The sequence below is a fragment of the Streptococcus sp. HMSC36C04 genome, from assembly GCF_001839535.1.
Taxonomy (GTDB): Bacteria; Bacillota; Bacilli; order Lactobacillales; family Streptococcaceae; genus Streptococcus; species Streptococcus hominis.
This window is the reverse complement of record NZ_KV841559.1, coordinates 1-22,915: the sequence shown is the minus strand read 5'-3', so window position 1 is coordinate 22,915 and position 22,915 is coordinate 1. Positions and strand designations below refer to the sequence as shown.

The window sequence follows — 22,915 nt, the reverse complement described above, 5'->3', positions numbered from 1 at the left end:
TTTGATGAGGGTTGCAGTTTTTTGATAGAGTTATGGAATGTTAGTCTTTGTAAGAAACGATACCAATAATGGTATCAACAGCGCGTTCCATTGTTTGCAGACTGACATATTCAAAGCGCCCATGCATATTTTCACCGCCGGCAAAGATATTTGGTGTAGGAATGCCCATAAAGGAAATCTTTGAGCCGTCTGTTCCGCCACGAATAGGTTCGATAATTGGCTGGATGTCCAATTTTTCCATAACAGCCTTTGCAATATTGATAGGTGTCATGTCTTTTTCAATGACTTGGCGCATATTGTAGTACTGATCTTTAAGCTCTAGCTGAACGCGTTCACCGCCAAGCGTTGCATTCATTTTAGCGGCAATAGAGCGCATCAGTTCTTTGCGTTGCTCAAAAGTTGCTGTGTCGAAGTCACGAATGATATAACTTGCTTTTGCTTCTTCGACAGTTCCTTCTACATTCATAAGGTGATAGAAGCCCTCGTAGCCATCTGTCAGCTCTGGGCGAGCACCATCTGGCAATTGATTATGAAAGTCAATGGCTAATTGCAGAGCGTTAATCATTTGTCCTTTGGCAGCGCCTGGGTGGACATTGCGTCCTTGGAAAATAATTTCTGCACTAGCTGCAGAGAAAGTTTCAAATTGAAGTTCTCCGAGAGGTCCACCGTCAATCGTATAAGCAAAATCTACATCGAAATCTACTGCATCAAACTTATCAGCTCCAACACCGATTTCTTCATCTGGACCAAAGCCAACTCGAATTTCGCAGTGCTTGATGTCAGGATGAGTTGTCAGATACTCAATCGCTGTCATAATTTCAGCAATACCTGATTTATCATCAGAGCCGAGAAGGGTTGTTCCATCAGTTGTAATCAAGGTTTGTCCCTTATATTTTTTCAGACTATCAAAATCAGCAGGGTCAAGGTTAAAACCAGATTGTCCTAGCGGAATTACACCGCCATCATAATTTTTAATGATTTGCGGATTGACACCTTCTGCATTGAAATCTGCTGTGTCCATGTGGGAAATGAGACCAATTTTGCGCGTGAGACTTGGGTCATTTGCAGGAAGAGTGCCGATAGCGTAGCCATTTGGTAAATAATATACATTTTCCAAACCAACGCGTTTCATTTCAGGAATGAGGATGTTATTGGCAAAATCTACTTGGCTTTGTGTGCTTGGTGTCGTCGTAGAATGTTCATCTGAACGCGTATTTACTTTTACATAAGTCAAAAAACGTTCTAAAAGAGTAGGGTAGTTCATAAGTTCTCCTTTTTGCATAGATGTAACTAGTGTATCATATTTTGGGAGGGAAGGCTATCTACAAATAGTGAAAGAATGACAATATGTTTCAATAAAAATCATGAACTTGAAAAGAAGCTCATGATTCATCCTATTAGTTACTCAAAATGAGTTTTTCAATAGCTGTGGCAACACCGTTTTCATCATTGCTATCTGTAACGTAATCAGCGAGTTTTTTTACATAATCACTGGAATTTCCCATAGCCACACCAAGACCTGCAAACTCTAGCATTTCGATGTCATTATTGGCGTCACCAATTGCCATAATTTCTTGGGGCTTGATATCTAATCGTTGAGCTAATTCCCTAAGAGCAGTCGCTTTAGTAGTGCCTTTGGGCATAGCTTCGTAAATGACTGGTTGGGAACGAACGCCGCTGAAATGCTGGCAAATCTGGCTTGCAAATTGCTTTTCAAAGGTGTCTAATTCATCAGGCTGTGCTAGAAACATAGCTTGGAACATGATATTCTTGCCGCTGATAGCTTCTTTGAGGCTGATTTCTGTGGGGGTTGTAAAAACAAGGCTAGCGTCATAAGTGACTAGCTCACTTGGCTTTTCGTCTACCACTAAATAACGTTCTTCATCAAAAAGAGTCAATTGGGCGGGAGTTTGCTTGGCAATGTTATCTAGATAAAGAATGTCTTTCACACTCAGTTCTTTCCAAGCAACAAGATTCCAATCTTTCGTTTGATGAGTAGAGCAGCCGTTGTTAATGATGACATATTCGTTTTCTCCGCTCAACCCTAATTGTTCATAGTAAGGTTTCACTCCGACCAAGGGACGACCTGTACAAAGAACGAGCTTTACTCCGTTTTCAACTGCCTCATGAATAGCATCAATATGTGCTTGGGGAATTTCTTTTTGGCTATTTAAAAGTGTGCCATCCATATCTAATGCGATTAATTTAATCATAGCACCCTCATTTCTGTAAATGTATTTGCTTTTATTATAGCACAAATGAAACGGGATATGGAACGCTTTTTCAAGACTGGTAAAAGTCACCTGCCTTATGTTATAATAAATAGAATACCCGAAAAGGATGAGAAAAATGAACTTAGATGAATTAAAAAAACGGCAGGAGCGGATTCGGAATTTCTCCATCATTGCTCACATTGACCACGGTAAGTCAACCTTGGCAGATCGAATTTTGGAAGCGACGGATACTGTATCCAGCCGGGAAATGCAAGCTCAACTTTTAGATAGTATGGATTTGGAAAGGGAGCGGGGCATTACTATTAAGCTCAATGCGATTGAACTCAATTATAGAGCTAAGAACGGTGAAACTTATATTTTTCATTTGATTGATACACCAGGGCATGTGGACTTTACTTATGAAGTATCGCGATCGTTGGCAGCCTGTGAAGGGGCTATTCTGGTGGTCGATGCAGCACAAGGTATTGAAGCACAAACTTTAGCCAATGTTTATCTTGCCTTAGATAATGATTTGGAAATCTTACCAGTTATCAATAAAATTGACCTTCCAGCTGCTGATCCAGAGCGAGTTCGAACAGAGATTGAAGATGTCATTGGTTTGGATGCAAGCGAAGCTGTGTTGGCTTCGGCTAAAGCTGGTATCGGGATTGAAGAGATTCTAGAGCAAATCGTGGAGAAAGTTCCTGCGCCGACAGGAGATGTGACTGCACCACTCAAAGCCCTTATTTTTGACTCGGTTTATGATGCTTATCGTGGAGTTATTCTGCAAGTGCGCGTGATGGACGGAGTTGTGAAGCCAGGTGATACCATTCAGCTCATGAGTAATGGCAAGACTTTTGATGTAACTGAAGTGGGTATTTTTACTCCAAAAGCTGTTGGACGAGATTTTCTTGCAACAGGAGATGTTGGCTATATCGCAGCCTCTATCAAGACGGTGCAGGATACTCGGGTCGGAGATACGGTGACCTTAGCGGACAATCCAGCAGATGAACCACTTCATGGCTACAAGCAGATGAACCCGATGGTTTTTGCTGGACTTTATCCGATTGAGTCCAATAAATATAATGATTTGCGGGAAGCTTTGGAAAAACTTCAGCTTAATGATGCTAGTCTTCAATTTGAACCCGAAACTTCTCAAGCTTTAGGTTTTGGCTTCCGTTGTGGTTTCCTCGGTTTGCTCCACATGGATGTGATTCAGGAACGTTTGGAGAGAGAGTTTAATATTGACTTGATTATGACGGCACCGTCGGTTATCTACAAGGTTAATATGACAGACGGCGAATCCCTTGATGTTTCCAATCCGAGCGAATTTCCAGAACCGACCAAGATTGATTCCATTGAAGAGCCTTATGTCAAAGCACAGATTATGGTGCCGCAGGAATTTGTCGGAGCAGTCATGGAATTGGCTCAGCGTAAACGCGGTGACTTTGTGACTATGGACTATATCGATGAAAATCGGGTCAATGTCATCTATCAAATTCCGTTGGCAGAAATTGTCTTTGATTTCTTTGACAAACTAAAATCCTCAACTCGTGGTTATGCTAGCTTTGACTATGAAATCTCAGAATACCGCAAGTCGAGTCTCGTTAAAATGGATATTCTCCTTAATGGTGACAAAGTAGATGCTCTTAGCTTCATTGTTCACAAGGAATTTGCCTATGAACGCGGAAAATTGATTGTTGAAAAATTAAAGAAAATTATTCCGCGTCAGCAATTTGAAGTGCCGATTCAGGCAGCAATTGGTCAGAAAATTGTGGCACGGACAGACATCAAAGCTCTACGGAAAAATGTACTTGCCAAATGTTATGGTGGAGATGTTTCCCGTAAACGTAAGCTCTTGGAAAAACAAAAGGCTGGTAAGAAGCGGATGAAGGCCATCGGATCTGTTGAAGTGCCACAAGAAGCGTTCCTCAGCGTCCTCAGCATGGATGATGAGTGATATGTACAAAAGTTATAAAGAGAGTGGAATGCTCTCTTTTCTTGTGTCGTGAAATAATTGTGAACTCTAAATAAATATGCTAAAATAAAAAGATAGGAGGGATTGGTTATGAAGAAGAAAAAGAGCTGGCTGATTTTATTTTTAGTGGTACTCCTTATCTTTATACTAGAAGCATGTAGTTCAAGCGGAGGGAATAAACCAAAATCATCACAACAGTCATCTTCGTTAAGTAGAGTCTCTGCAAAAGAAAGCAGTAGCTCAAGTTCATCAAATGCTACGAAAAAAGATGTGAAGATGGAAGAAATGCAACGTGTTGGTTCGGATGATTACGGTTATATTGATATTCCTAAAAAGTGGGTGAAGTTTACTGATGTAAATGGTGGCGATAGTATTCAATATACAGATGGTTCTGCCTATAATATTGTGACCATGAATGCCTATACGAAAGAAAAAGCCAACATCAAAGAAGGAGAAGAATTTACAGCACAAACGATTGCTAATCGCATTTACTACAATTGGCAAAACAATGCAGACGTAAAGAAAATTTGGGGTTCAAAAAGCACGGTTGCAGGTAACGAAGCTTATCAAGTTAATGTTATAATGAAATCAGGTCAATACTTGATTAGTTGGATTTTCAAAAAAGACGAGAAAGTTTATCTCATTGCATTCGAGGGCGATCGAGCAACACTCATAAGGTTCATTAATTATATCGAAAATACATGGAGCTTGAGTAAAGAAAAAACAAAAATTTAAAAGTAAAGTGGAGTTCAAATTGTGATTTTACAAGCATCGCGATTTCAATCCACTTTTTAAATAGTCTGGAAAGCTATAAGAAAGGGTTCTGTCATTATTTGGGGCTTTTTTGAAAGAATATTTTTCTTCAATTTATCGTAAATATTTGCTAAATTTGGTATAATAGATTGAGTTTTGTTTAAGAGAGAGAGAAAATGTCAACTTTAGAAATGTTAAAATCAGAATTGAACGGAATTGATATCCGTTTTGATGAACCTTTGAAACAATACACTTATACAAAAGTAGGTGGAGCTGCCGATTATCTGGTTTTTCCGCGAAATCGTTATGAATTGGCACGAGTGGTAAAATTTGCTAATCGGGAGCAGATTCCTTGGATGGTACTAGGAAATGCTAGCAATATCATCGTTCGTGATGGTGGTATTCGTGGTTTTGTGATTATGTTTGATAAATTAAATGGTGTTGCAGTGGATGGCTACACCATTGAAGCAGAAGCAGGTGCCAATCTGATTGAGACGACCCATGTTGCGCTTTATCACAGTCTGACAGGTTTTGAGTTTGCCTGTGGGATTCCAGGGAGTATTGGCGGAGCTGTCTTTATGAATGCTGGTGCTTATGGTGGTGAAATTTCGCATATTTTACTTTCTTGTAAGGTGCTGACACGAGATGGAGAAATAAAAAATATTAGTGCTCAAGACATGAAATTTGGCTATCGCCGTTCTTACGTTCAACAGACAGGCGATGTGGTAATCTCTGCCAAGTTTGCCCTAGCGCCAGGTATGCATCGTGTGATTCGTCAGGAAATGGAACGATTGACACATCTTCGTCAATTGAAGCAGCCTTTAGAGTATCCTTCTTGTGGCTCTGTTTTTAAACGTCCGGTGGGGCATTTCGCAGGGCAATTGATTAGTGAAGCAAATTTAAAAGGGTACCGCATTGGTGGGGTAGAAGTTTCGACAAAACATGCAGGTTTTATGGTCAATGTTGATAATGGAACTGCAGCAGATTATGAAAATTTGATTGCACATGTGATTGAGACAGTGAAAGTTCATTCTGGTGTGACTTTGGAAAGAGAAGTCCGCATTATTGGCGAGAAATGAGTGTCTCTAGCGGCAACATTCATATTATTCTCTAAAAAAATCAGTCAGGACAAGACTTTAATCTGTCAATCTATGAAAAAGAAGGAATTTATGGCAATTGAACAAACCAATCATTGAATTTAAAAACGTATCAAAGGTTTTTGAAGATAATAATACAGTCGTCTTAAAGGACATCAACTTTGAGCTAGAAGAAGGCAAATTTTACACACTTCTGGGTGCATCAGGATCAGGAAAATCAACCATTCTAAATATCATCGCTGGCTTGTTGGATGCGTCCAGCGGTGATGTTTTTCTTGACGGCGTCCGAATCAACGATATTCCGACCAACAAACGTGATGTGCATACGGTGTTTCAGTCCTATGCCCTTTTTCCGCACATGACTGTTTTTGAAAATGTGGCATTTCCGTTGCGTTTGCGTAAAGTTGAAAAACAAGAAATAGAGCGACGGGTTGCAGAAGTCCTGAAAATGGTGCGTTTGGATGGTTTTGAGAAACGCTCTATTCGCAAATTGTCCGGTGGACAACGCCAACGAGTGGCTATTGCGCGTGCTATTGTCAATGAACCGCGGGTTGTTTTGCTGGACGAGCCTTTATCTGCACTGGATTTGAAGTTGCGAACAGACATGCAGTATGAATTACGTGAATTGCAGCAGCGTCTAGGGATTACTTTTGTTTTTGTCACCCATGACCAAGAAGAAGCTCTGGCCATGAGCGACTGGATTTTTGTTATGAATGAGGGAGAGATTGTTCAGTCAGGAACACCTGTTGATATATATGACGAACCTATCAATCACTTTGTAGCGACCTTTATCGGCGAATCTAATATTCTTCCAGGAAAGATGATTGAAGACTATCTGGTTGAGTTCAATGGCAAGCAATTCGAAGCAGTGGATGGAGGGATGCGTCCTAATGAGCAGGTGGAAGTGGTCATTCGTCCAGAAGATTTGCGGATTACACTTCCGGAAGAAGGAAAACTGCAAGTTAAGGTTGATACGCAGCTTTTCCGTGGCGTGCATTATGAGATTATCGCTTATGATGAATTGGGCAATGAGTGGATGATTCATTCGACTCGCAAGGCCATTGTCGGAGAAGAGATTGGGCTGGACTTTGAACCAGAAGACATTCATATCATGCGGCTTAATGAAACAGAGGAAGAGTTCGATGCTCGAATTGAAGAATATGTGGAAATGGAAGAGCAAGAAGCTGGCTTAATCAATGCCATTGAGGAGGAGCGCGATGAAGAAAACAACCTCTAATCTTTTTGTTGCTCCTTATATTCTTTGGATTTTATTATTTGTATTGGCACCTGTTGCCATGATTGTTTGGCAGTCGTTTTTCAATATCGAAGGTCATTTCACCCTTGAAAACTATAAAACTTACTTCGCTTCGCAAAATCTGACTTATCTTAAAATGAGTTTGAACTCTGTTTTATATGCAGGAATTATCACAGTTGTTACCTTGGTAATTAGTTACCCTACTGCGTTTTTGTTGACACAATTAAAGCATAGACAGCTTTGGTTGATGCTCATTATTTTGCCGACATGGGTCAATCTGCTTCTCAAAGCTTATGCTTTTATTGGGATTTTCGGACAAAATGGATCTGTCAATCAATTTTTAAGTTTTATTGGGATAGGTGCTCAACAAATCCTGTTTACAGATTTCTCTTTTATTTTTGTAGCCAGCTATATTGAGCTGCCCTTTATGATATTGCCGATTTTTAATGTTCTAGAGGATATGGATCAAAATCTGATCAATGCCAGCTATGACCTTGGTGCCAATCGTTGGGAAACCTTCCGTCGTGTCGTTTTTCCTTTATCTATGAATGGCGTGAGAAGTGGTGTGCAGTCTGTCTTTATTCCCAGTCTCAGTCTTTTTATGCTGACGCGTTTGATCGGTGGCAATCGTGTTATTACGCTAGGTACAGCCATTGAGCAGCATTTTCTGACTACACAAAATTGGGGAATGGGCTCAACCATTGGTGTTGTCTTGATTGTAGCCATGCTCGTTATCATGTGGGCAACGAAAGAAAGGGGAGAACGATGAAAAAAACTGCTAGTATTTATTTAACAGTCGTCTTCTTAATTCTTTATTTGCCGATTTTTTATTTGATTGGCTATGCGTTTAATGCTGGCGATGATATGAGCAAGTTTACAGGCTTTAGTCTGACGCATTTTCAAAATATGTTTAGTGATACTCGCTTGATGCTAATTTTGGCACAAACCTTTTTTCTGGCTTTTTTGTCTTCTTTGATTGCCACAGCAATCGGAACGTTTGGTGCCATTTATATTTATCAAGCCAAAAAGAAATACCAAAATGCCTTTTTATCGGTTAATAATATCCTCATGGTGGCGCCAGATGTCATGATTGGGGCAAGTTTCTTAATTCTTTTTACAACTATCAAATTTCAATTAGGTTTTCTATCCGTTTTGGCGAGTCATATTGCTTTTTCAATTCCTATTGTAGTTTTGATGATATTGCCACGGCTAAAAGAGATGAATGACGACATGATTAAGGCGGCCTATGATTTAGGAGCAAGCCAAGTTCAGATGTTAAAAGAAATCATGTTGCCCTATTTGACACCAGCGATTATTGCAGGGTATTTTATGGCGTTCACCTATTCCTTGGACGATTTTGCAGTGACCTTCTTTGTGACTGGAAATGGTTTTTCAACCTTATCGGTTGAGATTTACTCGCGGGCTCGGCAAGGAATTTCCTTAGAAATCAATGCTCTCTCTGCTTTGGTATTTCTGTTTAGTATTCTTTTGGTGATTGGCTATTACTTTATTTCTCGTGAGAAGGAGGATGCAGCATGAAAAAGCTCTATTCATTTTTAATGGGCATTGTTGCCATTATCCTTGTCCTTTGGGGAGTAAGCTATCATATTGAAAGTCGGATAAAAAGCGGGAATGGTGACAAATTGGTCATCTACAATTGGGGAGACTACATTGATCCAGAGTTGCTGATGAAGTTCACCAGAGAAACCGGTGTCCAAGTCCAATATGAAACCTTTGATTCCAACGAATCCATGTACACTAAGATTAAGCAGGGCGGGACAACTTACGATATTGCAATTCCTAGTGAATACATGATTTCTAAAATGATGTCGGAACACTTGCTTGAAAAATTGGATCATTCAAAAATTAAAGGGCTAGAAAATATTGGAAAACGATTTTTAAATCAATCATTTGATCCCCAAAATCAATACTCTATTCCTTACTTTTGGGGAACGCTAGGCATTGTCTACAACACAGAATTAGTTAAAACAGCACCTAAGCATTGGAGTGACCTGTGGCGACCTGAATATAAAAACTCTATTATGATGATTGATGGAGCTCGCGAGGTAATGGGTGTCGGGCTAAATGCTTTAGGTTATAGCCTCAATTCTAAAAATACTAAGCAATTACAAGAAGCAGTTGATAAGCTTTATACATTAACGCCGAATATCAAAGCCATTGTAGCAGACGAGATGAAAGGCTATATGATTCAAAACAATGCAGCGATTGGCGTTAGTTTTTCAGGAGAAGCACGGCAAATGTTGGAAAAGAATGACAAACTTCGCTACGTTGTCCCAACAGAAGCTAGCAATCTTTGGTTTGACAATATTGTCATTCCTAAAACGGTCAAAAATAAAAAAGCTGCTTATCAATTTATTAACTTTATGTTAAGACCTGAAAATGCCTATAAAAATGCTTTGTATGTTGGCTACTCAACGCCTAACATGCCTGCTAAGGCGATGCTGCCAAAAGAAATCCAAGAGGACAAAGCTTTTTACCCAGATGAAGAAACAATGAAGCACTTAGAAGTCTATCAACAGCTCGGCTCAAAATGGCTAGGAATTTATAATGACTTGTATCTTCAAGTGAAAATGTATCGGAAATAATGCTCCGTGAAAATTGTTTCGAACTTCGTAAACTTTAACAGCTCGAGGAACTATTAAAGACTGCGGATAAAGGAAGCAAGGTTTCCATCAAAAAACTTCTGGAAGTCAGTTGAAGTCGTAGGACAAGGTTCACGCAGTGAATCTCATTCAAACTTTTTGATTTTCATTGAGAGTATGAAATTAAATATAAAAAAGCGGAAGTTGAGCAACTCCTAGACATTGATCTGATTGGTTGTCTCACTTCCGTTTTTTTAATTACTAGAGCTTGAAGTAGTTGTATTTGTGTCGTTGTCAGTCGTTTTGCTACTTGTCTGACTAGAGCTAATATCGTTTGATGTATTGCTAGACTGCGTGGTGTCAGAACTAGCGCTACTTGTTTCTGTTTCGCCTTGACTAGTAGCAGTCGTGTTGCTAGATTGAGCCCCGTCTGTTGTTGTTTCTTTCTGAATTTCTTTGATAATAGTTGTTTGTGTTGTCTGACTGGTTTTTGTTTTGTTATCAGATTTATTGTTATTCATGAAAGTCAGGATTGTGATTGTTGCGGTGATAATCCCAAGAATACTCCCAATCGTAGCAAGGGTCTTTTGAAAAGCTGACAGCCCTTTTTTGATATGGTGACGAGTAGGCGCTTTTTCTTCTTTAGTAGTTGAAGTTTTGTTTTTTCGAGAATAATTTTCCATTGTGAGTTGATAATCTCCTTTCTCATCTTCATTATACCCTCTTTATTTAAAATTGTCTTAAAAAAATTTAAAATGTTGAAAATTTCATGTAAAGCAATCGAAAATTGATTGAAAAAATTACCTTTTACAAAAAATCAGCTCCATCCTTGTCTGTCCTGTTAGCAGATAGAAAGAGCTGATTCACTTATAAGGAAGGAACTAGGAAAGATGTGCTTGCGCAACAGCTAATCGTGCAGCAGGAACGCGATAAGGTGAGCAAGAAACATAAGTAATGCCAATCTCTTGGAAGAAAGGAATAGAAGCAGGATCTCCTCCGACTTCACCACAAATGCCAATTGGAAGTTCTGGATTTACTTGATGAGCTTTTGAAATAGCTATTTTCATGAGCTCGCCCACTCCAGCTCGGTCAATGGTTTGGAATGGATCAAATGACATGATTTCTCCCTCTTTGTAATGCTGGATAAATTTTCCAATATCATCACGAGAAAAACCATAGGTCATTTGCGTCAAATCATTGGTACCAAAACTAAAGAAGTCTGCTTCCTTGGCTAATTGATCTGCGATGAAACAAGCGCGTGGCAGCTCAATCATTGTACCGATTTCATAAGGGAATGGCTGCATGTGATGTTTCTTGAAAATCTTCTCAATATGCTGACAAAGAGATGTTTTGATTGAAACCAACTCCGCCTTTTCTGCAATTAAAGGAATCATGATTTCTGGTTTAATAACCATGCCTTCTTTGGCTAGTCTTATAGCGCTATTAAAAATGGCTTCTACCTGCATTTTATAAATTTCAGGCTGTGTAATTCCCAAGCGGCAACCACGATGTCCCAGCATTGGGTTCGTTTCTTGCAGAGAAGTGATTTTCCGCATTAGTGAATCAAGAGGTACTTGCAATTTCCCAGCTAATTGCTCAATTTCCTGTTGTGTTTTTGGTAAAAATTCGTGCATAGGCGGATCTAGTAAACGGACAATCATCGGTTTATCTTGAATGGTTTGATACATCTGATAGAAATCTTCTTCTTGGAAAGCTAAAAGTGTCATTAAAGCAGACTTAGTTTCGATTTCATTCGTTGATAAAATCAATCTGCGCATTTCTAAAATCCGTTCCTCACCAAAGAACATGTGCTCTGTACGAGCAAGACCAATGCCTTTGGCTCCAAATTGAACAGCTGTTTTCAAATCTTGAATGGTTTCGGCATTTGCTCGAACGGTTAGCTGTGCCATTTCATCTGCCCAAGAAAGGAACAGTTGTAATTCGTCATTATTATCAATCATAGTGGTTGGAATGCTTCCAATGTAGAGTTTGCCGGAAGTGCCGTCTACAGAAAGGATGTCTCCCTCTTTTAAGGTTACCTTACCGCATACAAGTGTTTTTCCGTCTTCATTGATAGATAATTCTCCGCATCCTGCGACACAACAAGTGCCCATGCCACGAGCTACAACGGCTGCATGAGAAGTCATGCCACCGTGACTGGTCACGATTGCTTGACTAACTACCATTCCTTCAATGTCTTCGGGAGAAGTTTCTTGGCGAACTAAAATCACTTTCTTTCCAAGTGCATGAAATTCTTTGGCGCGCTCGGCAGTAAAGACAATTTCTCCTGTTGCGGCACCTGGACTAGCGGGAAGCCCCTGAGTTAAGTGATGAGCTGATGTTAAAGCTTTTTCTTCAAAAACAGGGTGAATCAGTTGGGTAATGGCAGAAGGACTGACTCGTAGGAGAGCTTCTTGCTTTGAAATCATTTTTTCATTCACTAAATCCAAAGCAATTTTTAAGCTTGCTTTAGCCGTCCGTTTTCCGTTTCGAGTTTGCAGGATATAAAGTTTTTCTTTTTCAATAGTAAATTCAATATCTTGCATATCTTTGTAGTGTTTTTCAAGAATCTTGGCGTAGTTGCAAAAATCTTCATAGGCCTGTGGTAAGATTCGTTTAAGAGAGTCAATCGGCTCTGGAGTCCGAATACCGGCAACGACATCTTCTCCTTGAGCATTGAGCAAAAATTCCCCAAACAGATGATGTTCACCAGTGGCAGGATTTCTGGTGAAAACAACGCCTGTGCCGCTTTTTTGGTCGCTATTGCCAAATACCATACTCTGGACATTGACAGCCGTACCTAAATCATGTGGAATGTGGTTTAGTTCACGGTAGACTTTAGCGCGTGGATTGTTCCATGATTTGAATACCGCTTTGATAGCAGCGTAGAGTTGCTCTTTAGGGTTTTGTGGGAAATTTTGATAGTGTTCTTGATAGAGTTCTTTATATTGTTGAATAAGTGATTGGTGTTCTTCTTTTGAAAAGTCATTGACCTTCTTATTCAATTGTTTTTCGGTTTTTTCTAAACATTGGTCGAATTCTTCTTTGGGGATGCCGTAAACGACATCTGCAAACATCTGCAATAAACGCCGGTAACAATTGTAAGCGAAATTGGCGTTTGTTACGTCTGCTAAAGTCTGAACACGCAAGTCATTTAGTCCAAGATTGAGAATCGTGTCCATCATACCAGGCATAGAAGTTTTAGCTCCGCTACGGACAGAAACCAGTAGTAGTGAGGGTTCATTCCCCATGAAAAATTTATTTGTTTTGGTTTCTAGTTTAGTAACCGCTTTCAAAACTTCCTCTTTTAAAATAGATTCGAAAAAGGAAGGAGTTTCTAAATAACGTAGACAACTTTGAGTTGTAATCGTAAATCCCTCAGGTACAGGCAGCCCCAAATGGGTCATTTCTGCCAAATTGGCACCCTTACCACCTAGTAGCGCCTTGTCTTCAGCGCGTCCTTCTTCAAAAGAATAAATCCATTTATCCATTTTTGCCTCCAATTTATTAAATATGTGTCATAATGAAAGACAAATACATTGTAATATACATCATATATGTTTGTCAACTGAAAAAACCAATCATAAATCGTTGACAAACGAGTTTTATTTGTTATAATATGACACATAATAATAATTTGAAATTGATATTGGAAAAGGAGTAAAAGTTGAAATTAACAAAACGACAAAAAGAGATCGTTGAGATTGTAAAGAAAGATCAACCGGTTAGCGGTGAAAAAATCTCAGAACTGCTAGATGTGTCTAGAGCAACTTTGCGCTCAGATTTATCCTTTCTAACCTTAGTGGGGATTTTAAAAGCAAGTCCGAAAGTTGGCTACACTTATGCTGGTTCGGATTTGGAAACGCTCTTTTTCTTTGATACTTTTCAGAAGAAAGTTGAAGATGTCATGACCTCACCAGTATTGGTGGCGCACGATTCGTTTATTCAAGATGCCATTATTACTTTATTTATGTATGATGCAGATGTTCTCTATGTGATAGATGAAAAAAAGCAGCTACTAGGTATTTTATCGCGAAAGGATTTGTTAAGAGCGGCGCTCAATGACAATATTGATGTGACACCAGTAGCCGTTTGCATGACCAGAATGCCACATATAAAAACCTGCCATAAGGATTTGAATATCCTTGAAGCTGCGGCGCTTTTGCAGGATTTTGCCATTGATTCCTTGCCTGTTGTGGAGGAGCAAAATGAAGGTCATATTATCGGAACAATTACGAAGTCGGCTTTGTTGGACTTTATTATCCAAGAAGCTAGAAATGCAGAAGTGAATAGATAAAAAAGGAGTTTTCATGAAACAAGAGATTACCATTTACGCCATTTCTGATTCTTTGGGAGGAACATCCCAAAAATTACTATCAGCCGTCATGGCTCAATACCCAGATTTGATTTTTAATAATAGCTATCGGTTTCCTTTTATAAATAAGGAATCTGAATTGTTGGATATTTTGCAGGACGCTATCAAGGATGACGCAGTTGTGATCAGTACCTTAGTAGACAGTCATTTAGCAGCAACTGCGAGGGAATTTAGCAGAGTCAATCATTTGTCTTATCTGGATTTGATGAATCCGTTCTTTGAAATCATCAAGGAAAAAACAGGTACTCAGCCGATTGAAGTTCCGGGAGTTCTGCACCGTTTGGACACGGAATATTTCAATAAAATCTCAGCTATTGAATTTGCTGTTAAATATGATGACGGTAAGAACCCACAAGGATTTTTGGAGTCGGATCTTGTGATTTTAGGAGTTTCTCGAACTTCCAAGACTCCGCTCAGCATCTATTTAGCTAATAAAGGCTACAAAGTATCCAATCTTCCCTTGATTCCTGAAGTTCCGCTACCGCAAATCTTGGATAAAGTAGATAGAAGAAGAATGATAGGCTTGGTGTGTGACCCAGATAAATTGGCAAAAGTGAGAAGTAACCGTCTGGATGCGCTCGGTTTGACGCAAACTACAAGCTATACAGATATTGAAAAAATTTATGAAGAATTGGACTATTCTAAAAAAGTTTTCCAAAAATATCAGGCTCATGTTATCAATATGACAGATAAATCTATTGAAGAGACGGCTTGCATTATTGAAGAACACTTAAAATCTCTGGCTTCAAAATAAGAATTAAAGCCCTAAGGTGCTGTATTTAAACGAGGTGAACGAATGGAACAATACAAACGAATTTTATTAAAAGAGTTTGATTCTAAGCAAAAGGTCATCACAGAGTTAATCAATCTGGAAGCCATTTTAAATTTACCAAAGGGAACCGAGTTGTACCTTAGTGATATTCATGGTGAGTTTGAGGCTTTTGACTATATCTTGAGAACCTGTGCAGGAAACCTGAACGAAAAAATCAATGATTGCTTTGGAGAGAAATTATCAAAAGAGGAAAAAGACAAGCTGACCTTACTAATTGCGTATCCTCAGGAAGTTTTGAGCGATGGGTTCCTTTATCCTTTGAAAGATAAAAGTTGGTATGGAGAAATCATTCAAAATCTGTTGACTTTGCTAGCTTTTGTAGCAGCCAAATACACACGCTCTAAAGTAAGGAAAGCCTTGCCGCCACAATATGCTTACATTATTGAGGAATTGCTTTACACTGATAGAAATCTGCCGGATAGCAATATTTATTTTGAAACGATTCAGAACTATTTGATTGATTTAGGCGAGGCAAGTCAGTTTATTTCGGCATTAGCAAAGGTCATTCGGCAGTTAATCATTGATCATCTTCACATAGTTGGTGATATTTTTGACCGTGGGGCAGCCGCAGATAAAGTAATGAATGAAATCATGGCTTATCATTCTGTGGATATTCAATGGGGCAATCACGATATTATCTGGATGGGGGCTTTCTTCGGATCAAAAGAATGCTTGCTTATTCTCTTGCGAATAGCTGCTAGATATGGCTATCTTTACGATATTGAGAGAGCTTATGGTCTCAATCTAAGACCGCTCGTTCTCTTTGCAGAAAAAACTTATTCTGAAAATGCAAAGTTCAAACCAAAATTAGGAAAAAGAAGTGACGATTATTCTCCTGAGGAAATTCTTCAGTTGGAAAAGATTCACCAAGCTTTAGCGATTATCCAGTTTAAATTGGAAAATCAGCTCATCAAAAGACGACCAGAATTTAATATGTCTCAACACCTTACTCTGGATAAGATTGATTATTGGGAAGAAAGTATTCTAGTTGGAGAAAAGAAGCATTTTTTAGCTAATACTTGCTTCCAAACAATCAATCCTCAACAGCCAGATCAACTGACAGCCGAGGAAGAAGAAGTGGTTGCTACTTTGCTGGATTCATTCCAGCATTCTATTCAGCTCAAGAACCACATTTCGTTTTTGATGAACAAGGGTTCCATGTATAAGATTTATAACAACCATCTCCTGTTTCATGGCTGTATTCCTCTAGAGACATCAGGAGACTTTCAACCTTTGCAAATCAATCAAATCCGCTATGCTGGTAAAGAATTGCTCGACTTTTTTGAATACCATATTCGGGAAAGTTCTAAAAATCCGGAGATTCAAGACGATTTCTCAACGGATCTTATCTGGTATTGCTGGAATGGAAAACTGTCTCCCTTGTTTGGCAAGGACAAGATGACCACCCTAGAGCGTTATTTTATTGAGGATAAGGAAACGCACGTTGAAAAGGAAAATCCCTATTTCTCCTATCGGAATTCTGCTAAGATTTGCAAGTTGATTTTGGAAGAATTTGGGCTTTTTTCAGAACATTCTAGGATTGTAAATGGGCATACACCTGTGAAAACGCTGAAGGGAGAATCGCCGATTCGAGGAGAAGGAATGCTGTTCGTTATTGATGGTGGTTTGTGCGAAGCTTATCAAAAGAAAACAGGAATTGCTGGTTATTCCTTGCTTAATAATTCTTATGGTTTCCAAATTGTGACGCATCAACCTTTCCAAAACGTCCAAAAAATGATTGAGGAAGCTTTAGATCTCTCATCCTTGAAGAGAGTAATTGAGCACGTTCGCGAACGAACCTTGATAAAATCAACGACAATCGGGCAAAGCCTCATCGAACAACAACAGGAACTATCTGCTTTCTTGCATGAATTTTATGATTAACCTTTACATCTCTCCAAGCCAAAACTTGGAGGGCCTTTTCATTTCAAGTCTTGCTGTTGTCCCCATTTCTTTTTCATGTTACAATAGGAGTATTGAAATGTAGAGGTTTAAGATGATTTATTTAGACAATTCAGCAACAACCAAGCCTTACCCAGAGGCTTTGGCTACCTATACAGAAGTTGCTTCTAAAATTTGGGGAAATCCTTCTAGTCTCCACAGTTTGGGCAATCAGGCGATCCGCTTGTTAGATGCATCTCGCAGGCAAATTGCGGAGCTTCTCGGTAAATCCTCTCAAGAGATTTTCTTTACGTCCGGAGGGACGGAAGGAGATAATTGGATTATCAAGGGCGTGGCTTTTGAAAAAGCGCGTTATGGCAAGCATATCATTGTATCTGCTATTGAGCATCCAGCAGTGAAAGAATCCGCTCTCTGGCTGACGCAGCAAGGTTTTGAAGTGGATTTTGCGCCTGTTGATAAAAAAGGTTTTGTAGATGTTGAAAGATTAGCTACCCTTATCCGATCGGATACGACTTTAATTTCAGTCATGGCGGTCAACAATGAAATCGGCTCTGTTCAACCAATTGCAGCTATTTCAGAACTTTTAGCGGACAAGCCAACTATTTCTTTTCATGTGGATACAGTACAAGCCATAGCTAAGATTTCAACGGAAGATTACTTGACCGAGCGCGTGGACTTTGCGACATTTTCTAGCCATAAATTCCATGGTTTACGAGGTGTTGGTTTTGTCTATATCAAGTCTGGTAAGAAAATCAGTCCGCTGTTGAATGGTGGCGGTCAAGAATCAGACAAGCGTTCTACAACTGAAAATTTGGCGGGCATTGCAGCAACTGCAAAAGCCTTGCGCATGTCTATGGAAAATTTGGAAGTCTTCATCACACGAACGACCAAGATGAAAGAGGTTATCTTAGAAGAACTAGCAAAATACCCTGATGTGACGATTTTTTCAGGAATAGAAGAGTTTGCGCCCCATATCCTGACTTTTGGGATTAAAGGCGTACGAGGTGAAGTAGTGGTTCATGCTTTTGAAGAGTATGACATTTATATATCTACTACGAGTGCTTGTTCCTCTAAAGCTGGCAAACCAGCTGGAACTTTGATAGCCATGGGTGTTGAAAAATCCTTAGCTCAAACGGCTGTGCGAATTAGTCTGGATGTCAATAATGATATGAGTCAGATTGAGCAATTCCTGACAACGTTTAAACTCATTTATGAAAAAACTAGAAAAGTAAGGTAAGCAATGCAATATTCAGAAATTATGGTTCGCTACGGCGAGCTTTCAACTAAAGGAAAAAATCGCATGCGTTTTATTAACAAATTGAAACGCAATATGCAAGCAGTCCTCTCTATCTACCCAGATGTGCATGTGAAAGCAGACCGAGATCGTGCACATGTCTATCTTCACGGAACGGACTATCAGCCAGTTGCAGAATCGCTCAAACAGATTTTTGGGATTCAAAATTTCTCTCCGTCTTATAAGATTGAAAAATCAGTACCAGCTTTAGTTGAAGCGGTGCAGACAATTATGAAAGAGATTTATAAAGAGGGGATGACTTTTAAGATTGCCAGTAAACGCAGTGACCACAATTTTGAATTGGATAGTCGTGAATTGAACCAGACCTTGGGAAATGCAGTCTTTGATGCGATTCCACATGTTCAAGTCATGATGAAAGCGCCAGATATTACACTGCAAGTAGAAATCCGCGAAGAAGCAGCTTATCTGTCTTATGAAACAATCCGTGGAGCAGGTGGGCTTCCTGTTGGGACATCTGGAAAAGGGATGTTGATGCTGTCAGGCGGAATTGACTCCCCGGTTGCGGGCTATCTAGCCCTTAAACGTGGAGTGGATATTGAAGCGGTTCACTTTGCGAGCCCGCCTTATACAAGTCCAGGTGCTCTTAAAAAGGCGCAGAATTTGACACGCAAGTTAACCAAATTTGGTGGTAATATCCAATTTATTGAAGTGCCATTTACGGAAATTCAAGAAGAAATCAAAGCGAAAGCACCAGAAGCTTATCTGATGACCCTGACTCGCCGTTTTATGATGCGCATTACAGATCGCATTCGTGAAGAACGTGGTGGGCTCGTTATCATCAACGGAGAAAGCCTTGGTCAAGTTGCTAGCCAAACGCTAGAAAGCATGCAAGCAATCAATGCTGTCACTAACACTCCAATTATTCGCCCAGTTGTGACCATGGATAAGCTGGAAATCATTGACATTGCTGAAAAGATTGATACCTTTAATATCTCAATTCAGCCCTTTGAAGATTGCTGTACCATTTTTGCCCCAGATCGTCCGAAAACCAATCCAAAGATAAAAAATGCAGAGCAATACGAAACACGTATGGATGTGGAAGGATTAGTGGAACGTGCTGTTGCTGATATCATCATTACTGAAATCACACCAGAAGCAGAAACAGACGAAGTGGATGAGATGATTGAAGGATTGTTGTAATAAGAACGGATTTTGAGATTGGAAGTTATTCTGGGAAATTACTAAAAGCTACTCAGTTAGTCTTTTGATAAAAAATACTTGTCAAATAATTCTAGAAATGCTATACTTAGAGAGTTGACTATGCACAGCCTGTGCAACCGCTCGAACATCGTCATAAGTGGTTCGTCCCACGATGCTAGGCGAGTCTTCACAAAATTAGGGGAAACCCGTAAAATTCATAGGAGGTGCATAATGAGCACATACGCAATCATTAAAACTGGCGGCAAACAAGTTAAAGTTGAAGTTGGTCAAGCAATCTACGTTGAAAAATTAGACGTTGAAGCTGGTCAAGATGTAACATTTGACGAAGTTGTTCTTGTTGGTGGTGAAAACACTGTTGTCGGAACTCCGCTTGTTTCTGGAGCTACTGTTGTTGGAACTGTTGAAAAACAAGGAAAACAAAAGAAGGTTGTTACTTACAAGTACAAACCTAAAAAAGGTAGCCATCGTAAACAAGGTCACCGTCAACCATATACTAAGGTTGTCATCAATGCAATCAACGCTTGATTTTTAAGGAGAGCACATGATACAAGCAGTCTTTGAACGAGCCGAGGATGGTGAGCTGAGGAGTGCAGAAATTACTGGACACGCCGAAAGTGGCGAATACGGCTTTGATGTCGTGTGTGCGTCGGTTTCTACGCTTGCCATAAATTTCATCAATTCGATTGAAAAATTCGCAGGCTATGAACCAATCTTAGAATTAAACGAAGAAGAAGGTGGATTCTTACGGGTAGAGATTCCTACAGATATTCCACCTCACCAAAGAGAAATGACTCAGCTTTTCTTTGAATCATTCTTCTTGGGTATGGCAAACCTATCGGAGGACTCAGCTGAGTTCGTCCAGACAAGAGTTATCACAGAAAACTAACACGGAGGAAAAACATTATGTTGAAAATGAATCTTGCTAATCTGCAACTTTTCGCCCATAAAAAAGGTGGAGGTTCTACATCTAACGGACGCGATTCACAAGCAAAACGTCTTGGAGCTAAAGCGGCTGACGGACAAACTGTAACTGGTGGATCAATTCTTTATCGTCAACGCGGTACTCACATTTATCCAGGTATCAACGTTGGACGTGGTGGAGATGACACTTTGTTTGCAAAAGTTGAAGGTGTTGTACGCTTTGAACGCAAAGGTCGCGATAAAAAACAAGTTTCTGTTTACCCAATTGCGAAATAAGAATTGAAAGTCCCTACCTCATGGTACGGGTCTTTCTTTTGAAAATGATAATTTGAAAACAACAAAAGAAATGTAGATAAAACGAACAATCTTCATCTCATTATAAGATAGCTGTGAACAACTTTGCAGCTATCTTTATTTTAACTACAGTTTATATGTGTTTTTTATGTATTTTAGTATCATATTAGTTGAATTATTCCAGTTATCAAAGTATAATGTATAATGACATCTTTAACGTGATTACAAGTAATAATATAGTTGTAATTAGTAATGAAATTCTTCTATTTCCATATATAGTTATACCTTCAGGAATAGATAAGATAAATAATTTATAAAAAGGATACTAGCATGTTTAGAAAAAATAATGAACTTCAAGGTCATGGCTCAATTCGTAAAAATAAAATTTACGGGACTGTTGGTGTTATTATATTTGGAATAATCGCAATGTTTAGTTTACACAAGAGTGTGGCGGCTGATGATATTGAAAGTCCTAAAACAACAGCACCTATACCTATAGCTGAAGCGTCAGATACAAGTCTTGTTGTACAATCACAAATGGCTAGACAAGAAGATAATACTACTCTGACAACTACAAAGGCTGATTCAGCTACTACTATGAATTCAACTAGTAGAGCAGCTGCAACAGCACCTACTGCAGCCGCTTCTCAAGCAATGCTATCTACTGCACAGACAGAAAATCAAAATCCAAATGTAACAGTTGAAAATCAAGAATTAAAAGACGCTGTAACAGAAGCCAAGAATAATGGGATTGAAGCAAAGCAAGAGGCGACAGAAAATATTGGAACTGCGAATACTGAAGCAGAAGTCGCTACTCTAGAAGCAGAAGCTAATGCGCGTGAAAAAGAACAAGCAAAACGTATCAAAGAAGCGATAGAGAAATACAAAAACGATCTTGCAGTAGCGCAGGCCAATACAACTAAGCCAGGATATCTTAGTGAAGTTGTAACTCAAGGACTGAAATTTGAAAACGAACCAAATGCTCACCTATCAATTACAGGTACAACTGAATTTGGTCAGCAAGATATGCCTAAAGCGATGTCATACGAAGAATATGTAAGCAGTGGTAAGAAATTTGCTAACAATCCCGTAGCAGCTTATACCACCACTCTTTCGGGTAGATTTGTTATTCCAAAGATTGACAAAGGTCAGACTATAACAGCCACTTACACAAATTTACAAAATTCAAGCTATAATGGTAAAAAAATTGCTAAAGTCGTGTATGAAGTAACAAATTTAAATAGTGGAACAGGTATCATCGGTTTTGCGGAAAAAGATCCAACAAAAGGAATCTATACTTTTTATAATTTATCAGCACCGTCTAGGTATGGTGTCAAAATCCGTTTTTATGATGAAGATGATAATCTCATTCAATTTAATCAAGACAATCCGGCTATATTGGCGCTGACAAGTTTGTCAAAAACGATACTTGCTGATGGAAAGACTCATGAGGAAGGGATAACAGATTATAACTTCAAACCAGTAAAAATAACTGGTTCTTATGTTGAGAAACAATCTGATAATCGTTTAGCTGCAACTACTTCTACAGCAGGAATTACAGATAGCTACGACAATCCTGATTTTTATAAAACTAGTATTGCAGGTGTAACAGAAAATGGCAGTGTTATTTCGTTTACTATGCGTAGATATTCGGAATTTGATAAAGGATATTGGCTAGCCATTACAAGTAAATTGCCTTCACCTTTCGTTTTAACTAAGCCTAATTTAAGTTATAAATTCTTTAGCTATAATAAAGCAGGGACTGTATTACTTGACAATTATATTCAAGGTACAACTACTAAGTTGACAGAAACACAAACTGTCAAACCTAAAGGCACACTTATAGGTGAAAGTTATACAGGAACGCATGAAGACCGAATAACATTCAATGGTAAAGTTTATAAATATGTATCGTCATCTGATAATATAACAGGTACAGTTAAATTAGGAATAACCAATGTATATAATTCTTACGTTGAAGTGACTGGAAATGTTATCGTAAATTATAGAAATCAAGCTGGCGAAACGATTAAAGAGAGTGTTGAAGATACACCTAATACATCCATTGGTGCTAATTATGATACGACGGAACATAGACAAACGACTATAGTAACTTCTAATGGAAAAACTTACGAATTGCTTTTAGACCAACTTCCAAGTAACGAACAAGGGAAAGTAAGTGAAGGGACGACGGAAGTGACGTACGTTTATAAGGA

20 protein-coding genes and 1 other annotated feature are annotated in these 22,915 nt (G+C 39.1%); of the genes, 16 read left to right on the top strand and 4 right to left on the bottom strand.

The genetic code is table 11. From position 1 onward, the window contains the following. Positions 1-40: 40 nt before the first annotated feature. A complete protein-coding gene (gene pepT, locus HMPREF3249_RS00100; protein WP_070867435.1) occupies positions 41-1,264 on the bottom strand; it encodes a peptidase T in 1,224 nt (407 codons plus the stop codon). Between the two features lie 133 nt (positions 1,265-1,397). Then, complete coding sequence (locus tag HMPREF3249_RS00095) at positions 1,398-2,213, bottom strand: Cof-type HAD-IIB family hydrolase (RefSeq protein WP_049534292.1); 816 nt, start codon at positions 2,211-2,213, stop codon at positions 1,398-1,400. 136 nt (positions 2,214-2,349) lie between these two features. On the opposite strand from HMPREF3249_RS00095, the gene lepA reads away from it, so the two are divergent. From lepA to HMPREF3249_RS00060, 7 genes are all read left to right on the top strand, one after another. Then, entirely contained in the window at positions 2,350-4,173 is a 1,824-nt protein-coding gene (lepA, locus tag HMPREF3249_RS00090; RefSeq protein WP_049534294.1) for a translation elongation factor 4, read from the top strand. Between the two features lie 108 nt (positions 4,174-4,281). After that, entirely contained in the window at positions 4,282-4,926 is a 645-nt protein-coding gene (locus HMPREF3249_RS00085) for a hypothetical protein (protein WP_003027527.1), read from the top strand. 194 nt (positions 4,927-5,120) lie between these two features. Next, the gene (murB, locus tag HMPREF3249_RS00080; RefSeq protein ID WP_049534296.1) at positions 5,121-6,023 is read left to right on the top strand and encodes a UDP-N-acetylmuramate dehydrogenase; all 903 of its coding nucleotides are present in this window, start codon (positions 5,121-5,123) and stop codon (positions 6,021-6,023) included. A gap of 97 nt (positions 6,024-6,120) precedes the next feature. Beyond that, positions 6,121-7,278, top strand: coding sequence for an ABC transporter ATP-binding protein (locus tag HMPREF3249_RS00075; protein WP_059220628.1), 1,158 nt, complete (start codon positions 6,121-6,123; stop codon positions 7,276-7,278). Continuing rightward, positions 7,259-8,065 (top strand): ABC transporter permease, encoded by an 807-nt coding sequence (locus HMPREF3249_RS00070; RefSeq protein WP_003027522.1) that lies wholly within the window; start codon positions 7,259-7,261, stop codon positions 8,063-8,065. The genes HMPREF3249_RS00075 and HMPREF3249_RS00070 overlap by 20 nt, the downstream gene beginning before the upstream one ends. Beyond that, on the top strand, positions 8,062-8,835 hold the full coding sequence (locus HMPREF3249_RS00065; protein ID WP_059220631.1) for an ABC transporter permease: 774 nt from the start codon (positions 8,062-8,064) through the stop codon (positions 8,833-8,835). Before HMPREF3249_RS00070 ends, HMPREF3249_RS00065 begins: the two co-directional genes overlap by 4 nt. Beyond that, complete coding sequence (locus HMPREF3249_RS00060) at positions 8,832-9,902, top strand: ABC transporter substrate-binding protein (protein WP_059220632.1); 1,071 nt, start codon at positions 8,832-8,834, stop codon at positions 9,900-9,902. The genes HMPREF3249_RS00065 and HMPREF3249_RS00060 overlap by 4 nt, the downstream gene beginning before the upstream one ends. Before the next feature lie 251 nt (positions 9,903-10,153). Here the strand turns inward: HMPREF3249_RS00060 and HMPREF3249_RS00055 are convergent, their stop codons facing one another. Together HMPREF3249_RS00055 and ppdK are read right to left on the bottom strand one after the other, a co-directional pair. Next, entirely contained in the window at positions 10,154-10,582 is a 429-nt protein-coding gene (locus HMPREF3249_RS00055; protein WP_003027515.1) for a DUF6556 family protein, read from the bottom strand. A gap of 198 nt (positions 10,583-10,780) precedes the next feature. After that, positions 10,781-13,390 (bottom strand): pyruvate, phosphate dikinase, encoded by a 2,610-nt coding sequence (ppdK, locus tag HMPREF3249_RS00050; RefSeq protein ID WP_059220634.1) that lies wholly within the window; start codon positions 13,388-13,390, stop codon positions 10,781-10,783. A 176-nt stretch (positions 13,391-13,566) separates the two neighbouring features. On the opposite strand from ppdK, the gene HMPREF3249_RS00045 reads away from it, so the two are divergent. The 9 genes from HMPREF3249_RS00045 to HMPREF3249_RS00005 form a co-directional block, all read left to right on the top strand. After that, positions 13,567-14,196 carry a CBS domain-containing protein gene (locus tag HMPREF3249_RS00045; protein WP_059220636.1) on the top strand — a complete coding sequence of 210 codons (630 nt, stop codon included), beginning with the start codon at positions 13,567-13,569 and terminating at the stop codon, positions 14,194-14,196. Between the two features lie 13 nt (positions 14,197-14,209). Further along, on the top strand, positions 14,210-15,028 hold the full coding sequence (locus tag HMPREF3249_RS00040) for a pyruvate, water dikinase regulatory protein (RefSeq protein ID WP_049508215.1): 819 nt from the start codon (positions 14,210-14,212) through the stop codon (positions 15,026-15,028). A 42-nt stretch (positions 15,029-15,070) separates the two neighbouring features. Continuing rightward, on the top strand, positions 15,071-16,990 hold the full coding sequence (locus HMPREF3249_RS00035; RefSeq protein WP_059220638.1) for a fructose-bisphosphatase class III: 1,920 nt from the start codon (positions 15,071-15,073) through the stop codon (positions 16,988-16,990). A 112-nt stretch (positions 16,991-17,102) separates the two neighbouring features. Next, positions 17,103-18,245: a cysteine desulfurase family protein gene (locus tag HMPREF3249_RS00030; protein ID WP_059220639.1), complete on the top strand. Its 1,143-nt coding sequence runs from the start codon at positions 17,103-17,105 to the stop codon at positions 18,243-18,245. A 3-nt stretch (positions 18,246-18,248) separates the two neighbouring features. Next, entirely contained in the window at positions 18,249-19,463 is a 1,215-nt protein-coding gene (gene thiI, locus HMPREF3249_RS00025) for a tRNA uracil 4-sulfurtransferase ThiI (protein WP_049516688.1), read from the top strand. Between the two features lie 125 nt (positions 19,464-19,588). Further along, positions 19,589-19,660 (top strand) — a sequence feature (ribosomal protein L21 leader region). A gap of 34 nt (positions 19,661-19,694) precedes the next feature. Beyond that, a complete protein-coding gene (gene rplU, locus HMPREF3249_RS00020; RefSeq protein ID WP_003035040.1) occupies positions 19,695-20,009 on the top strand; it encodes a 50S ribosomal protein L21 in 315 nt (104 codons plus the stop codon). Between the two features lie 16 nt (positions 20,010-20,025). Further along, the gene (locus HMPREF3249_RS00015; protein ID WP_003040403.1) at positions 20,026-20,370 is read left to right on the top strand and encodes a ribosomal-processing cysteine protease Prp; all 345 of its coding nucleotides are present in this window, start codon (positions 20,026-20,028) and stop codon (positions 20,368-20,370) included. Between the two features lie 17 nt (positions 20,371-20,387). Next, on the top strand, positions 20,388-20,681 hold the full coding sequence (gene rpmA / locus HMPREF3249_RS00010) for a 50S ribosomal protein L27 (RefSeq protein ID WP_003024983.1): 294 nt from the start codon (positions 20,388-20,390) through the stop codon (positions 20,679-20,681). Positions 20,682-21,029: 348 nt separating this feature from the next. Further along, the coding region (locus HMPREF3249_RS00005; protein ID WP_180363188.1) for a GbpC/Spa domain-containing protein at positions 21,030-22,915 on the top strand (1,886 nt) is incomplete at its 3' end.

Coding starts and splice junctions, on each gene's coding strand:
- pepT (WP_070867435.1), bottom strand. CDS start 1,264: ATGAACTACCCTACTCTTTTAGAACGTTTTTTGACTTATGTAAAAGTA.
- HMPREF3249_RS00095 (WP_049534292.1), bottom strand. CDS start 2,213: ATGATTAAATTAATCGCATTAGATATGGATGGCACACTTTTAAATAGC.
- lepA (WP_049534294.1), top strand. CDS start 2,350: ATGAACTTAGATGAATTAAAAAAACGGCAGGAGCGGATTCGGAATTTC.
- HMPREF3249_RS00085 (WP_003027527.1), top strand. CDS start 4,282: ATGAAGAAGAAAAAGAGCTGGCTGATTTTATTTTTAGTGGTACTCCTT.
- murB (WP_049534296.1), top strand. CDS start 5,121: ATGTCAACTTTAGAAATGTTAAAATCAGAATTGAACGGAATTGATATC.
- HMPREF3249_RS00070 (WP_003027522.1), top strand. CDS start 7,259: ATGAAGAAAACAACCTCTAATCTTTTTGTTGCTCCTTATATTCTTTGG.
- HMPREF3249_RS00065 (WP_059220631.1), top strand. CDS start 8,062: ATGAAAAAAACTGCTAGTATTTATTTAACAGTCGTCTTCTTAATTCTT.
- HMPREF3249_RS00060 (WP_059220632.1), top strand. CDS start 8,832: ATGAAAAAGCTCTATTCATTTTTAATGGGCATTGTTGCCATTATCCTT.
- HMPREF3249_RS00055 (WP_003027515.1), bottom strand. CDS start 10,582: ATGGAAAATTATTCTCGAAAAAACAAAACTTCAACTACTAAAGAAGAA.
- ppdK (WP_059220634.1), bottom strand. CDS start 13,390: ATGGATAAATGGATTTATTCTTTTGAAGAAGGACGCGCTGAAGACAAG.
- HMPREF3249_RS00040 (WP_049508215.1), top strand. CDS start 14,210: ATGAAACAAGAGATTACCATTTACGCCATTTCTGATTCTTTGGGAGGA.
- HMPREF3249_RS00035 (WP_059220638.1), top strand. CDS start 15,071: ATGGAACAATACAAACGAATTTTATTAAAAGAGTTTGATTCTAAGCAA.
- HMPREF3249_RS00030 (WP_059220639.1), top strand. CDS start 17,103: ATGATTTATTTAGACAATTCAGCAACAACCAAGCCTTACCCAGAGGCT.
- thiI (WP_049516688.1), top strand. CDS start 18,249: ATGCAATATTCAGAAATTATGGTTCGCTACGGCGAGCTTTCAACTAAA.
- rplU (WP_003035040.1), top strand. CDS start 19,695: ATGAGCACATACGCAATCATTAAAACTGGCGGCAAACAAGTTAAAGTT.
- HMPREF3249_RS00015 (WP_003040403.1), top strand. CDS start 20,026: ATGATACAAGCAGTCTTTGAACGAGCCGAGGATGGTGAGCTGAGGAGT.
- rpmA (WP_003024983.1), top strand. CDS start 20,388: ATGTTGAAAATGAATCTTGCTAATCTGCAACTTTTCGCCCATAAAAAA.